The organism is Nocardia sp. NPDC051570 (genome assembly GCF_044454005.1).
Classification (GTDB): Bacteria; Actinomycetota; Actinomycetes; order Mycobacteriales; family Mycobacteriaceae; genus Nocardia.
The window spans coordinates 374,734-389,500 of sequence record NZ_JBITDI010000008.1; the positions used below are offsets into that span (position 1 = coordinate 374,734).

Below are 14,767 nucleotides of genomic sequence, written 5' to 3' on the forward strand. Positions count from 1 at the left end.
CGCTCGTACTCATTCGGTCGTCCTCGAGAAGTCATCGATCGCCGAAAGCAGCTGCGGAAGCTGGTCCGGTTCGAAGACCTCGTAGTGATCGGCGTCGAGGGTTCCGAGGGTCAGATCGCCGGCCAGTTCCTTCCAGCGCCGCACCGCGGCGTCGGCCGCCTCGGTGTCCCAGGGCGTGCACATCTGCAACAGCACCCGCCCGTCGTAGCGATGTTCGGTCCGGTAGTCGCGCAGCGCGAGCACCTGCGCGGCGAAGATGCGCAGGACGCGATCGATCAGATCCGGCTTGGCCAGCGGGCCCAGTTGCGCCAGGATCCGGGCGCGGATCTCGTGGTCCTCGGCGGCCGTGGCCCGGCGCGGCAGTAGCGAGCTGTCCACGATCACCACCTGCGGTGCGGGACCGTCGGCGGCGAGGTCGTGGCTCAGCTCCCAGGCGATGATTCCGCCGAAGGACCAACCGAAGACGAGATCGGGCCGGATGCCGCCGTTGTCGAGGGCGCGCCGCGCGGCCGCGACCATCTCGGCGATGGTCTCCTCCGGCACTTCGCCCGGCAGCATGCCGGTCGGCACCACCCCGTACACGTTGTGGGTCTTGCCGAGATGCCGTGCCAGCCGCAGATAGGGCGAGAGTCCGCCGCCGGAGCCGGGCAGCAGCACGCACGCGGGCCGTTGACCGCGGCGGACCAGCGTGACCAGGCTGCCCGGATTGGCGGCTGTCATGCGGGCACCTGTTCCCGGATCAGTTCCGCCAGCGCGGCGATCGTCGGATCCCGGAAGAAGTCCGGCACCTCGACCGTCACCCCGTAGCGCTCCTCGATCTGCGCGAAGGCGGTGAACACGTTGAGCGAATGCGCACCGTACTCCAGCAGTGACCGATCGCGCTCGAGCCGCTCGACCTCGAGGATGCCCGCCCAGACCTCGGCGAGCTCCCGTTCCAGATCGTTGGCGAATTCGGGCGCCGCCGTACTGTCGGCCGTCGTGGGCGTGAGCGTATCGATCAGGGCGACAAGGGCATTGCGGTCTGTCTTGCCGGAGCGCGAGGTCGGCACGGTGTCGATATCGAAGATCTTGGTCGGCACCTGATACGCGGGCAGCGCCCGGGCCAGCACGGCCCGCACCGCGGCATGGTCGAGGGCGGTCTCGCCGTCCGACCGCAGGAACAGCACCAGCTCCCGATCGGCCCCGGCCCCGTGCGCCACCGCGACCGCCTGGGCCACCCCGTCGGCGCGGGTGGCGACGGCCTCGATCTCACCCAGCTCCACCCGATGGCCACGGATCTTGAGCTGAGTATCCTTGCGGCCCAGGAAGATCAGCGTGCCGCCGCCGTCCCGCACCACCTGGTCACCGGTCCGGTACATCCGGCCCGATTCGGCGAAGCGATCCGGCAGGAATCCGGCCGCGGTGCGTTCGGGATCGTCGAGATATCCATCCGCCGGAACACATCCGCCGATGTAGAGCTCGCCCGGAACACCCACGGGCGCGAGGTGATCGGTCGTATCGACCACATAGGCGGCCACCCCGGGCATCGGCGATCCGATCGGCACGTGCACCGGCCACGGTCCGTCGACGCCCTGCAGCGTCTGCACGGTCACGGCATTGGTCTCCGTCGGGCCGTACAGGTTGATCAGCGTGCACCGCTCGTGGTCGACGAAGAATCCGCGAATCTCCTCGTCCACCAACAACTGTTCACCGGATACGCACAGATGGGTCAGGGCCGGGAAGCGCAACCCCTCGGCCCGCGCCGCCTGCACGAACGGACGCAGTGCGGCCACCGGCAGGAACAGATGGGTGATCGCGGTGTCGGCGACCCGGCGAACCAGTGCGGGGAAGTCCCGCCGATCGACCGGCTGCCGGGAGACGACCGTGCCACCGGTCATCAGGGTCGGCACGATCTCCTGATACGACACGTCGAAACCCAGTGGGGCGTACTGGAAGAACCGCGTCTCGGGGCCGTGGTCGAGCGCGGTCAGCTGCCATGCCGCGAGATTCAGCAGCGGCTGCTGCCCCATCAGCACACCCTTGGGCACCCCGGTCGAGCCGGAGGTGAACATCAGATAGGCGGGTGCGGCCGGATCCCCGTTCAGCCCTTCGATTCTCTCCGGTCCGCACAGTTCGGCACACCGGATCGTGCGCACGCCAGGCGCGTCCACCCCGTCGCCGATGACGATCCGGCATCCGGACCGGCCCAGCATGCCGGCCAGCCGCTCGGCGGGCAGGGTCAGATCCACCGGCAGGAAGGTAGCGCCGCAGCGCAGGATGGCCAGCATCGCGACCACCGTGCTCACCAGCGTCTCGGTGGCGATGGCGACGACATCCTGTGCGGTGGTGCCATGTTCGATCAGCCCCGCGGCCACCTGCTCGGATGCGGTGATCAGCTCGGCGTAGGTCATCTGCTTGCCGGGCTCCTCGATCGCGATCGCGTCGGGGGTGCGCCGGGCGGCGCGGTCGATCAGTTCGGTCAGCGTGTCACCGGGCAGCTGCCAGGGCGCGGCCGGAAGGCTCTGCGCCAGAGACGAATCGGTGAACAGCTCCGCCAGCGGCGCCGAGCCGTCGGTCAGCGCCCGCAGCAGTGCGGTCCGCAGCGAGTCGAGAATGGCGTCGGCGACCTCGGTCCGGATCAGCGCCGTGTCGTACTCCAGTTCCAGCAGCCAGCATCCGTCGACGGGGGTGGCGCCGAGCCACAGATCGAATTTGGCCGTGCCGTTCCCCGGCTCGCTGACTCCGAGGATCGGGCCCTGTTCGGTGTTCACGTAGGTGTCCTGCATGGCGAGCATGCAGGAGAACAGCGGATTGCGATTGCTGGTGCGGTCCTGCCCGACCTCCGCGACCAGCTGATTGAACGAGATATCCAGATTCGACCGGCAGTAGTCGACCGACTCCCGCACGGTCCTGCCGATATGTTCGTCGATCGATCGCGTCCAGTCGATATCGACGGTCACCGGCAGTGTCTGGACGAAGAATCCGGCCAGATCGAACGATTTCACCGTGCGGCGCGCCGCGAATGGACTGCCCACCAGGAGCCGTTCGACCCCGCCGTGCCGGGCCAGCGTCGCCCCGTACACGGCGGTGAACAGGACGAACGGGCTGACCGACAGCCGCTTGCACAGCGCGTTGACGGCCGCGGTCTGTTCCGTGCTCAGTCGCCAATCCACCCGGGCGCCACGGAAATTGGTCTCCGTCGGCCGATCCGGACGCGGATCGAGCACCAGCGGCGGCACATCGGCGAGCTCCTTGGCCCAGATCTTGGCGCGATCACTCGCCACCGCAGCGCGGGTCGCCCGATCTTGCGACGCAAGCTCTTTGACGAACGCCTTCTCCCGCTCGGACTGTTTGGCGGAGACCGCATCCGAGTCGAACTTGCCCGTGATCGCGTCCTGCAGATCGCGGATCATCGGACCCATCGAGATGCCGTCGCCCACGATGTGATGGCCGCACAGCAGCACGGCGGCGGCGCTGCCGTCATCGGCCCGCACATGTCCGAACCGATAGGCCGGTCCGGCGTACAGGTCGAACGTCTCGTTCCCCATCCGCCGCACCAGATCCCACACACCGTCCTCGAATTCCTCCGCGCCGGTGTCGACGACCTCGAGCGGGAAGGATTCCGAATCGGGCACCGGGGCGAACAAGGCATGGAATTCGGGTTTGGTCCGGAACACCTGACGCAGCGCCGGTTGAATGGTGACCAGAGTGTGAATCGCCTCGGCCACAACGGAATCGGACAGGCCGGGATCGATATCGAACCGCATCAGCTGGTTGTAGATCTCCGGTGTCGGCACCCAGCCGTCGACGACCAGCAGACCCTTCTGCGAATCGGTGATCGACAGTACGTCGGAATTCAGCGCCGTCATGATTCCTCCGCTCCCGCGGCGGCGTCCACGAGTTCGAGCAGCCACACCTTCAGATCGCCGATGGTGTGAATGTCGACCAGACGGGTCGCGTCGATTTCGGCGTCCTCATCGGTGGCGGCCTCGACCGCGAGCCGAATGAGCGACAACGATTCCAGCCCGGCATCGGTAAGGAGAGTCGAATCGTCGAATTCCGCCGTGGCATGTCGAGCGATGGCGACATCGAGGTCCAAGGTGTCCGCCACGGTCCCTCTGCTTTCGTCGATGGTGTCCATGAAACTTGCTTCTTTCACATACTTCTCAAGGCCGATGTGCGCTCGATGTACTCGCAATTACTCGCCGCTGTGGCCGGGGCGGCGCACCCCATGAGCTGGGGGTTCACCGCGCTGGGGATCCGGCTAGACCGACGTCAGTGCCCGCGGCTGGGCGAGCTTGCGCACCGCGGTGACGCTCGGATCGACCAGGAAGTCGGGGCGGTGCACATGGCGCGGGGAGTTCGTCACCGCGTTGTAGGTGATGTACAGGATGGTGCGGCGATCGCTCGAGGTGTTCCGCGCGGAGGAGTGAACGATGTTGGGGTGGAACGCCGAGATGGTTCCGGCCGGGCCGGTGAGCTTGTGTAGCGGGTGCCGGCGGCCGATCTCCTCGACCTCGCGATCGTCGACGGTATAGGTCAGATCGGCCGAGACGTGGTCGCGCCAGTCACCGCCGGCGGCCGCGCCGTGGTTCGGCGAGGGGATGAGCCCGAGCAGATGCGAGCCCGCGAGCAGCTGCAGCGGACCGTTCCAGTCGAAGACGTCGTCGAGGTTGATCGCGATGTTCAGCGCGCGATCGGCGGGCATGCCGTCCTCGATGCTCCAGAACGCGTAATCCTGATGCCAGGGCCACTTCTCGCCGTCGTGGGAGTTCTTGATGTTCACCTTGAATTGATAGACGTAGACCGGATCGCCGAGAATCGCCTCGGCCAGATCGACGAACAGCGGCAGACGCACCAGATCCGCACAGGCGTCATCGAATCGGTGACATCCGTGCAGTGCGCGGACCGTCTTTTCATCCTTTTCGTAGACCACCTCGGGACGACTCATTCGCGAGATTTCGGCGATACTGTCGCGCAGCCTTCCGAGCATGGCATCGCTGAGCCTCTGCGGCATGACGCAGAATCCCTGGGAATCGTATTGCTGCTTGGCATCGATCAGCATCGTCTGCCCCCTCTTTCCTGGGAGATCGAAAGCGCTTCGGTGGGATGGTTCGGAGATCTTCGACCGTGGCCGTGTCACATCTGCTCGTGGGTGACATGCGCCTTCGCGATACAGGTTTCCAAGCCCGGATGTGTTCTCGATGTTCCGGCGATACACCGGAGCTGTTACGCCCTCGCGACCTCATGTTATTCCGCTGTCTCCGCCGCTCCCCCATATTCCGTATTCGCTTCCGGCACGGCATCCTTGGATGTAATGACCTGCCGCAGCGGCAGGCGGCATCGAAATCAATTAGGGGATAAGACGATGACAGAACCCCAAGAGGCGGTGGCGGCGGCCCGCACCGATACCGGCGCCGGACCCATCGGCCGCAACACGGCCGTCCTGGTCTCGTTCACCGCGGTGACCAATCTCGCGGACGGCGTGACCAAGGTGGCGCTCCCGCTGATCGCGACGACGCTGACCAACTCGCCCGCGCTGGTCTCCTTCGTCCTGCTCACCCTGACCCTGCCGTGGCTGTTCGCCGCCATGCACGTCGGCGTCCTGGTCGACCGGGCCGACCGGCGCCGGCTGCTGGGGCTGGCCAACACGATGCGAATCGTGGTGGTGGCGAGCCTGTTCGCGGCGGTGCTCGCGAAGGTGATCAGCCTGCCGATGTTGTATGGCGGCGGCATCATCCTCGGCGTCGCCGAGGTGATCGCGCTGACCTCCGCGGGTGCGCTCATCCCGGACGCCGTCGCACCGGCCGGGCGCGAGCGGGCCAATCAGTGGCTCACCGGAGCGGAGACGGTCTGCAACGAATTCGCCGGACCGTTCCTGGGCGGCCTGCTGGTCGCGGCGAGCACCGCGCTCGCGCTGGGCTCCACGGTGGTGGCCTACGCGCTGTCGGTGGCGATCCTGCTGTTCCTGGTGGGCACCTTCCGCGTGAAACGCACCACCGATGCGCCGAAGGTCACGGTGCACAAGCAGATCGCCGAAGGCCTGAAGTTCCTGCTGCACCACCGTCTCTTGCGCACGTTCAGCATCGTGGTCTCGGTCCTGTGCGCCTGCTGGGGCGCCTGGTTCGGCCTGATGCCGCTGGTCGCGACGCACGAAATGGGTTTGAGCGCAGGCTATTACGGCGCGATGGTCAGCGCGCTCGGCGTCGGCGGCGTCTTCGGCACTGTGATCGTCGGCGCGAGCAACCGGCTGTTCGGGCGGCGCCGGGTGATGTTCAGCAATATCATCCTGACCCTGGCGATGACGGCCGCCCCCGCACTCACCACGAATGTCTGGATCGTAGGCGCCGCGGCATTCCTCGGCGGTATGGGCGGCACGCTGTGGACGGTCAACTCTCGCACCATCGGTCAGCGGCTGGTCTCCCAGGAGATGATGGGCCGCTACAGCGCGGCCAACCGGCTGTTCGGCTGGGGTTCCATTCCGCTGGGCTCCGCGGTGGCGGGCCTGATCGCCCAATGGTTCGACCCGAAGCTGGCCTTCGGTGTCTTCGCCATCGCGACCCTCGCGCTGATTCCGCTGTTCCTGCGCGTGTACACCAGCACGGTCGAGGCGGAAGTCGCCGCCACAAGCTAAGCCGGATAATCCATTACAGAGGGCGGCACATGTCTCTACCCACCACACTCGCATCGCTCGACGAGGTCCTCACCCACACGGCGACGAATTCCCCGGACGCCGTGGCGCTGTCCGATACGACGCAGACCCTGACCTACGAACAACTCCGCTCCCGTACGGCCGCGGTCTCGACCCGGCTGACCGAACGCGGGGTGTACAAGGGGGATCTGGTCGCGCTCCTGGTGGAGCGGACCGTGGACGTCGTCATCGGAATGCTCGCCATTCTCCGGTGCGGTGCGGCGTATGTTCCGGTCGATCCCACCTATCCGGTCGACCGCCAGAACTACATCCTGCGCGATGCGGGGATCGCCTTCGTCGTCGGTTCCGCCGCCGCACTGGCCCGCACCGAATTGGCCAGTGCGGTCAAGGTTTACGACCTCGACACCCCGACGGACCCGGACGCGCCGGTCGACGAGCCGGCCGCGGTCGGGCCGGACGATCCGGCCTATGTGATCTACACATCCGGATCGACCGGCGCACCCAAGGGCTGCGTGGTGACCCACGGTAATGTGCTCAGCCTGCTGGACAACGCACTACCCCTGTTCGCCGTCGGTCCCGACGACTGCTGGTCGATCTTCCATTCGTTCAGCTTCGATGTGTCGGTGTGGGAACTGTGGGCTCCCTTGACAATCGGGGCAAAGGCGGTGGTCGTTCCGCATGAGGCGACTCAGGTGCCCGCGGCGTTCGTTCGCGTCCTGATCGATGAGCGAGTGACGGTGCTGTCCCAAGTTCCGTCCGTATTCCGGCAGTTCATCAGCCTCGCCCGGTATCCGGCCGCACAACTGCGATACATCGTCTTCGCCGGCGAGAGCATCGATCTCACCGCCGTCGGGAAGTTCTGGTCGCAGTGCGACGGCAACCGCCCGGCGGTGATCAACATGTACGGCCCCACCGAGACCACGGTCTACGCCACATTCCGCCGAATCATCGAGGCGGATCTCACCGGCGACGCGCGCTCCCCGATCGGCGTCGCGCTGCCGCACCTGACCATCGAGCTCCGCGAGCAGCAAGCGCCGCATCGGCCGGTGCCCGACGGGGAGGTCGGCGAGATGTGGGTCGCCGGAGCGGGTGTGACCTGCGGCTATCTGCACCGCGCCGAACTCACCGCACAACGATTCGTCATGGACGCCTCCTCCGGGAGAAGCAGGCGGTACTACCGGTCCGGTGATCTCGCGCGCCGACTTCCCGATGGTGGGCTGGAGTATCTGGGCCGCAACGATCATCAGATCAAGTTGCGCGGGTTCCGCATCGAACTCGGTGAGATCGAATCGGTGATCCGCACCCAGCCCGGCGTACAGGATGCGGCGCTGTGCGTGGTGCCCCGGCGGACCGGCTCGGATCTGCTGGTGGCCTGCGTGGTCGCCGAGGGTCGGCCGGAGGATCAGGACGGCTGGATCGAGGCGATCCGCACGGCGCTGGCGGCGCGGCTGCCGAAACATATGTTCCCCGACCGATACGTCGCGCTGACGTCCCTGCCACTGACGCTGTCGGGCAAGCTCGACCGTAACCGCCTCGTGGAGTTGGCGACCGAGGCCGTCGCCAGCAGATCCACCGTCGGCGCCCGGAGCAGGTAAATCATGTCGACTTGACGCATTGGCGGCCAATGGGTTTCGCAGGTTTGCTCGGTCAACCCCCGTAAAATTCTGTCTGGAACAGGTTTCCGCTCGTCAATACCATGTCGCGGAGTGAGTTCGACCGACGACGGGTATCGCGATGCGCGGTGGTTACGGTTTCGAGCAGTACGCGATGCGCGCAGCGGTCGAGTACGGTCGCTGCGTGCACCTTTCCTCGGTCTGGTTGCATGTGCACAATCCCGAGTTGCCGCTGCCCGATCACGGGTGGAAGCTGCATATTTCCGCGCGCCCACAGCATTTCGAGCGCCTCGCCGATATCGTGGTGCCGGAATTGCTGGCCGCGGGATGTCATTTCAAGATGATTCGTTCGACGCAGGCGCTGCGCGAGTTGAGCAGCGGAGCGGGCGGCAAGGCGTGGACGGTGTATCCGGACCCGTCACAGATCCGGGAGATCGGCACGCTCCTGGCCGGGCTGCTGCGCGGCGAACGAGCGCCGCGGGTGCCCGCCGACGGCCGGGTCGCCGAGAACGCGCCGGTGTATTACGGCTACGGCCCGTTCGGGCAGCGCACCGCCCCCTGGAACGAACAGTCGGTCCATCCGCGCCCGCCGTGGGCGGTGGATCCGTTCCTCGAAACCGCCGATGCACCCAAATACGGCCTCGTCGAAATCCTCGGCGGCAATGTCTATTACGCCCAGGATGTCCGCACCGGCGAGCGCGTCGTGGTCAAACAGGCGCGGGCCCGGATCGCCGAATCCGAGAACGACCAGGACGACGCGCGCGTCCGGCTGCGCAACGAACACTATGTCCTCGAGCATCTCAGCGAAATCACCGGCGTGCCACGGTATCTGGACCATTTCCGGCACGGCGTCGATGAGTATCTGGTCACCAGTTTCGACGGCAAGTTCACCCTCGCCCAGGACGTCGCGCGCAACGGACGCTATCGCCCGCAGTCGGCGGCGCGATCGGCCGATCCGTCGCGCCGATCACTCGACCGCCTCGCCACCCGGCTTGCTCGGATCCTCGGCGATATCCACGCCCGCGGATTCATCATGGCCGAGCTGTCTCCGAAGAACATCGTCATCCGGCAATCCAGCGGCGAGCCGACCATCATCGACTTCGGTCTCTGCAATCACGGCCGGGTGCGGCCCACCGGCGGCACTCCGGGATATGCCACGCATGCCCAATTGACCGGCGCCGCACCGACATTCGCCGACGACCTCTACGCACTCGGCATGACGCTGCTGTTCGCCGCGACCGGCGCCCACCCCGCCGACTCCGGACCGGATCCCGACGCACCCCGCAGGCGCGCCCGCAGAACCATTCGCCGTAAGTTCGGCGCCGAACCACCGCCGTTGCTGCGATGTATCGCGGGGCTGCTCGATCCCGACCTCGATCGCGCCCGCGCGGCCCTGAGCGCGCTGAGTTCCGGATATCCCGAACGGTTCCGCACCGTGGCGATCCCGCTGGCCGGAACCAATTGCGGCCCCGCCGATCTCATCGATCAGCTGCGGGCCGAGGTGATCGACCGGGTGACCCGGTTACTGGACGGCCCCGGCGGATGGTCCGAGCCGAACGCGTATCACGGCGCGACCGGGGTCGGCCTCGAGCTGCTGCACCACCTGGATCGACCGGAGGCCGTCGAGGCGACGCGCCGGTTGGCATGGGCGGCCGCCGACGGCGCACGACGAGCCCGCATGGCCCCGGGCCTGTTCGTCGGATCCACCGGCATAGATATCCTGCTCCGTCGCCTGTACGACGAGGGCATCGATGCGCCCGCGCCAACGAATCCGGTTCTGGCCGAATGGGATCCACAACCCGAGGGCGACGATCTCATCGTCGGCGCGGCCGGGATCGGCTTCGGGCACTGCCTGCTCGCCGCGGCCGCCTCGACCTCGCCGGAGGATCGGCAGCGCCATCTCGCGGTGGCCCGGGCCTGTGCGGACCGGCTGATCGACCACACCGCGGTCCGATCGCCGGCTCCCCCGGAGGATCTCCCACCGCTCGCGGATATCGACGCCTCGGTCGGCATGGCACACGGGCAGGCCGGAATCGTCGCGTTCCTGCTGCATATGACCAGCCTCGGCGTCCTGCCCGCCGATGAGCCCGCGCTGCGCATCCGACTCGCGGACATGTATCGGCAGACCCGCTCGCTGGTCGAACGCTCCTCACAGACCACCGCCACGCGATTATGCGTCTCGTGGTGCCGCGGCCTGGCCGGTATCGGCACCACGCTGCTGCAGGCCGCCGAGATCCGCGACGACGCCGAGGCCCTGGACCTGGCCGTCACCGCCGGAAACACCTGTGCGGTATGGCTTCCCCACCTCGCCCATCCCGGCGCCTGCTGCGGCATCTCCGGAGTCGGCGATTTCCTGCTCCGCCTGGCCGACATCACCCACGACGACCGGTTCACCGAGGCGGCCTGGTCCGCCGCGACCCATCTGGTCGGCCGCGATATCGCCGAGGGCACCTGCTACGACTCCGCCGATCCCGCCGATCAGCGCAGCGTGGTCTCCTGGGCCTACGGCCGCTCGGGCATCCTCGCCTTCCTCCGCCGCCTCCACACCGGCGACAAACCCTCGACGGTCGGACCCTTCTGACTCGCCGGCAACGGGCACGGACGTCGCGGCGGGGCGAATACGGCCGAGCACGAATGCCAGCACGACGCCGAACACCACCACGAAGCCCCCGATCCCCAAGAACACCAAGGGCTCTCCGGAATGCGCCCGCGCCATACCGAACAGCGCGCCGGCGCCGAATCCGCACAGCAGCCCGCCGAAGGCGTCGAGCATCCCGGAGATCCCGTACACCGAGGTGATCGCGCCCTCGGGGAATCGGCGAATCCGATCGTCGAGCACGAGGCTCCCGAAGACCTCGCCGACGCTGAACACCACGGTTGCGCCGATCCAGGCCACCGCCGGATGGCTGCCGATCGCGAAGAGGCCGAGCCCACCACCGAAGCAGAGGAACCCCGCGAGCATCGACCATCCGGCCCCGAAGCGTTCGACGCAGCGAAGCACCGGATGCTGGCACACCACGACGGTGACCGCGTTGGTGGCGAAGACGAACCCCACCAGCCCCGTCAGCCCGGCGCCCGAAATCCGCATCGGCACAATGGAATCGAACTGGATGAGCAAACCCCCGACGAAGAACGACACCGCGGCCACGATCATCAGCGAGGGCCCGAGGACCGTCTTGCGCACGGCCGTCCGCGCCCTCGGGGGATGCGGTGGATTCGGCAGCGCGGCCACCAGCAGCGCGAGCACCACGAACGCCACGCTGGCGGCCAGGAACAGCACGCGTGGGCCGATCGTCGTGATCGCCAGCGAGCCGAGCAGCGGCCCCAGCGCTACTCCGGTATTGGCCAACATGTTTCGCACCGACAGCGCCCGCAGCTGGAACCGCGGCGGCACGATCCGCAACAGCAGCGCCTTCGAGGTCGGGAAGTAGAGCCCGCCGCCGAGGCCGGCCAGCAGCAGGCCGATCGTGATCGCCACCGGGGAATGTGAGACGAGCAACGCGTAGCCCGGAATGCGTAATGCCCCGCCCCACAGCATGATCCTCTTATATCCGTATCGCGCCACCACCGGGCTCGCGAATAGGCCCGTCCCGCGCAGAAACCAGTAGGACATGCCCAGCAGAATTCCGACGGCCGCCGGTGAAATCCCCTCTTCCGCGGTCAAATACGTCGCCAGATACGGAGCGACTAGAAATACCGCCGAACTCGATACGAAGGCCCCGAGCATGAGTACCGCGACACCGGCCGAGAACCACCGGGAATCGGCCAATGGAATTCCCGCCCCGAGAGACATCGACATCCGACGAATGGGGAAAACCTATCAGACCGACATTCCATCGGCAAGAACCTACCGGGCGGAATCATCGATCCACGGCGTGTCCGGAACACCAACCGGCACAACCCGGTTGGCCAATGACACCGTGGATTTCACATTCCACTGTCAGACTGACCGCATGTACGACTGTGACGTGCTGGTCCTCGGATCGGGGCCCGGTGGGCAGAAGGCGGCGATCGCGACCGCGAAGTTGGGCAAGCGGGCGGCGGTGGTGGAGCGGCGCGACATGATCGGCGGGGTGTGCATCAACACCGGCACCATCCCGTCCAAGACGCTGCGGGAGGCCGTGCTCTATCTGACGGGGCTGACTCAGCGGGAGATGTACGGGCAGAGCTATCGGCTCAAGGAGGACATCACCGTCGCCGATCTGCTCTCGCGGGCCAACCATGTGATCGGCCGCGAGGTCGATGTGATCCGGAATCAGTTGTCCCGCAACCGGGTTGCCATGATGCCCGGCATGGGCTCGTTCGTCGACGAGCACACCGTCGAGGTGATGGACGGCACCGGGCAGGAGACCCGGGTGACCGCCGACAAGATCGTGATCGCCACCGGCACCCAACCGGCGCGCCCGGCCGCGGTCGACTTCGACGGCAAGACCGTCATCGACTCGGACGGCATCCTGCGGCTGGAGCGGGTGCCGCAGTCGATGATCGTGGTCGGCGCCGGTGTCATCGGCATCGAGTACGCGTCCATGTTCGCCGCACTGGGCTGCAAGGTGACCGTGGTGGAGTCGCGGGAGCGGATGCTGGACTTCTGCGATATCGAGGTGGTCGAGGCGCTCAAGTACCACCTGCGCGATCTCGCGGTCACCTTCCGCTTCGGCGAGACGGTCACCGCGGTCGAGCGGCATCCGCGCGGGGCCCTCGCGATCATGGAGAGCGGCAAGAAGATTCCGGCCGAGGTGGTCATGTACTCGGCCGGTCGGCAGGGTATGACCGAGAGCCTGCGGCTGGAGAAGGCCGGACTGAGCGCCGATAAACGCGGCCGCATCGCGGTGGACGAGTACTTCCGCACCGAGGTGCCGCACATCTACGCCGTCGGCGATGTGATCGGCTTCCCGGCGCTGGCCGCGACCTCGATGGAGCAGGGGCGGCTGGCCGCGCACCACGCCTGCGGCGAGCCGGTGCACACGCTCTCGTCGCTGCAACCGATCGGCATCTACACGATTCCGGAGATCAGCTTCATCGGGCAGACCGAGGATCAATTGACCGCGGAGCGGAAACCGTTCGAGGTCGGTGTGTCCCGGTATCGCGAACTGGCCCGAGGCCAGATCATCGGCGACTCCTACGGCGTGCTCAAGCTGTTGGTGTGTAGCGAGACGCGGGCGCTGCTCGGCGTGCACGTGTTCGGCACCGGCGCCACCGAACTGGTGCATATCGGCCAGGCCGTGATGGGCTGCGGCGGCACGGTCGACTATCTGGTGGACGCGGTCTTCAATTACCCCACGCTGGCCGAGTCCTACAAGGTCGCCGCGCTGGACGCGATGAACAAGATCCGCCAGATCGAACGAATGGACTGACCGCGCAAGCGGTATCGAGCGAGGTATCCTCCTCCTCTATGTACACACCTCCGGGGTGCGCTCGAGAGTCCGCGCGCTATGGCAGGTAAGCGCACGGTACTCACGGTTCGGCTCCGCCGATTGGCGGCGCTGCTGTTCGAGATGCGCGAGCATTCGGGCCTGAGCAAGGAAGTGGTCAGCGCCCGCACCGGAATCAATGTGACGACGCTGTATCGGATCGAGACCGCGCAGGCGCGGCCGCAGCGGCGCACGCTGATGGCCATGCTCGACCTGTACGGCGTCGAGGATCCGCAGCGATCCGATGCCCTGCAGTTGCTGTCGGAGGCACAGAAACCCGGCATGTCGCGGCCGTTCGAGGCGGCGGTGTCGGAGGTGTACGCCGCCTACATCAACTTCGAAACCGAGGCGCTCTCGGCGCGACTGTTCCAGACCTCGTTCATCCCCGGCCTGTTGCAGACCGAGCGGTACGCGTGGGCCGTGCTCGACACCGCCATGCCCAAGGTCGAGACCGCGGTCATCGAACAGCGGCTGCGCGCCCGCGTCGAGCGCTCGAAGGTGCTCGCCCGCATCGACAATCCGCTGGAGCTGTGGGTGGTACTGGACGAGGCCGCGATCCGGCGCGTGGTGGGCGGGCCGGACGTCATGCGCGAACAGCTGCTGCGACTGACCGAGGATTCGGATAAACGCAATGTGATCCTGCAGGTGCTACCGTTCGGCGCCGGGGCACATCCGGCCATGGTCGGCTCATTCGTGGTATTGGACTTCCCCGATCCCGCCGATCCCGAACTGGTCTATGTCGAGGGCATCGCCGGCGACGATATCGTCGAGGGCCACAACGAGATTCGCCGCTTCGGCGTGATGTTCGACCAGCTGCGCGCGATGGCGCTCAGCCCGCGCGATTCGGCGGAGATGATCACCGAAGCCGCCGAGGGCATGCACTGAGGTCCGTAGCGTCGGGGAGCAAGCCCAACAAGCGACGGCTCGCGCCAGCGAAGCAAAAGCCAACAAACACAGCCCAACGACACCCCCCATGGCCCCGCCGACGCGAAGCCGAACGCCACAATCACACAGCGATACAGCAGCCAATGGGGGGGGGGGGCGGGGGGGGGGGGGGGGGGGGGGGGGGGGGGGGGGGGGGGGGCGCCCCCCCCCCCCCCCCCCCCCCCCCC

General features: G+C 67.0%; 9 protein-coding genes and 1 pseudogene. 5 read left to right on the forward strand and 5 right to left on the reverse strand.

Translation table 11 applies throughout. The features are described 5' to 3' along the window. Window positions 1–9 precede the first annotated feature (9 nt). The 4 genes from ACIA76_RS22770 to ACIA76_RS22785 form a co-directional block, all read right to left on the reverse strand. Entirely contained in the window at window positions 10–720 is a 711-nt protein-coding gene (locus tag ACIA76_RS22770) for a thioesterase II family protein (protein ID WP_397153843.1), read from the reverse strand. Next, a complete protein-coding gene (locus tag ACIA76_RS22775) occupies window positions 717–3,848 on the reverse strand; it encodes an amino acid adenylation domain-containing protein (RefSeq protein WP_397153844.1) in 3,132 nt (1,043 codons plus the stop codon). The genes ACIA76_RS22770 and ACIA76_RS22775 overlap by 4 nt, the downstream gene beginning before the upstream one ends. Further along, entirely contained in the window at window positions 3,845–4,090 is a 246-nt protein-coding gene (locus ACIA76_RS22780) for a phosphopantetheine-binding protein (protein ID WP_397153845.1), read from the reverse strand. Before ACIA76_RS22780 ends, ACIA76_RS22775 begins: the two co-directional genes overlap by 4 nt. A 153-nt stretch (window positions 4,091–4,243) precedes the next feature. Beyond that, the gene (locus tag ACIA76_RS22785) at window positions 4,244–5,044 is read right to left on the reverse strand and encodes a phytanoyl-CoA dioxygenase family protein (RefSeq protein WP_397153846.1); all 801 of its coding nucleotides are present in this window, start codon (window positions 5,042–5,044) and stop codon (window positions 4,244–4,246) included. 303 nt (window positions 5,045–5,347) lie between these two features. On the opposite strand from ACIA76_RS22785, the gene ACIA76_RS22790 reads away from it, so the two are divergent. The 3 genes from ACIA76_RS22790 to ACIA76_RS22800 all read left to right on the forward strand — a co-directional run bounded on the left by ACIA76_RS22790 (window position 5,348) and on the right by ACIA76_RS22800 (window position 10,825). Next, on the forward strand, window positions 5,348–6,613 hold the full coding sequence (locus tag ACIA76_RS22790) for an MFS transporter (protein ID WP_397153847.1): 1,266 nt from the start codon (window positions 5,348–5,350) through the stop codon (window positions 6,611–6,613). Between the two features lie 29 nt (window positions 6,614–6,642). After that, a complete protein-coding gene (locus ACIA76_RS22795) occupies window positions 6,643–8,226 on the forward strand; it encodes an amino acid adenylation domain-containing protein (protein ID WP_397153848.1) in 1,584 nt (527 codons plus the stop codon). A 172-nt stretch (window positions 8,227–8,398) separates the two neighbouring features. Continuing rightward, the gene (locus tag ACIA76_RS22800; RefSeq protein WP_397153849.1) at window positions 8,399–10,825 is read left to right on the forward strand and encodes a lanthionine synthetase LanC family protein; all 2,427 of its coding nucleotides are present in this window, start codon (window positions 8,399–8,401) and stop codon (window positions 10,823–10,825) included. A 177-nt stretch (window positions 10,826–11,002) separates the two neighbouring features. On the opposite strand, the pseudogene ACIA76_RS22805 reads toward ACIA76_RS22800, so the two are convergent. Beyond that, a pseudogene (locus ACIA76_RS22805) lies at window positions 11,003–12,043 on the reverse strand (MFS transporter); the annotation flags it as partial. A gap of 154 nt (window positions 12,044–12,197) precedes the next feature. On the opposite strand from ACIA76_RS22805, the gene sthA reads away from it, so the two are divergent. Further along, window positions 12,198–13,598, forward strand: a complete 1,401-nt coding sequence (sthA, locus tag ACIA76_RS22810; protein ID WP_397153850.1) for a Si-specific NAD(P)(+) transhydrogenase — start codon at window positions 12,198–12,200, stop codon at window positions 13,596–13,598. Window positions 13,599–13,676: 78 nt separating this feature from the next. Beyond that, window positions 13,677–14,540: a helix-turn-helix domain-containing protein gene (locus tag ACIA76_RS22815; RefSeq protein ID WP_397153851.1), complete on the forward strand. Its 864-nt coding sequence runs from the start codon at window positions 13,677–13,679 to the stop codon at window positions 14,538–14,540. Window positions 14,541–14,767: the final 227 nt, after the last annotated feature.

Excerpts from the sequence above, each read along its gene's own strand:
- ACIA76_RS22770 (WP_397153843.1), bottom strand. The coding sequence starts at position 720 with ATGACAGCCGCCAATCCGGGCAGCCTGGTCACGCTGGTCCGCCGCGGT.
- ACIA76_RS22775 (WP_397153844.1), bottom strand. The coding sequence starts at position 3,848 with ATGACGGCGCTGAATTCCGACGTACTGTCGATCACCGATTCGCAGAAG.
- ACIA76_RS22785 (WP_397153846.1), bottom strand. The coding sequence starts at position 5,044 with ATGCTGATCGATGCCAAGCAGCAATACGATTCCCAGGGATTCTGCGTC.
- ACIA76_RS22790 (WP_397153847.1), top strand. The coding sequence starts at position 5,348 with ATGACAGAACCCCAAGAGGCGGTGGCGGCGGCCCGCACCGATACCGGC.
- ACIA76_RS22795 (WP_397153848.1), top strand. The coding sequence starts at position 6,643 with ATGTCTCTACCCACCACACTCGCATCGCTCGACGAGGTCCTCACCCAC.
- ACIA76_RS22800 (WP_397153849.1), top strand. The coding sequence starts at position 8,399 with ATGCGCGCAGCGGTCGAGTACGGTCGCTGCGTGCACCTTTCCTCGGTC.
- sthA (WP_397153850.1), top strand. The coding sequence starts at position 12,198 with ATGTACGACTGTGACGTGCTGGTCCTCGGATCGGGGCCCGGTGGGCAG.
- ACIA76_RS22815 (WP_397153851.1), top strand. The coding sequence starts at position 13,677 with ATGGCAGGTAAGCGCACGGTACTCACGGTTCGGCTCCGCCGATTGGCG.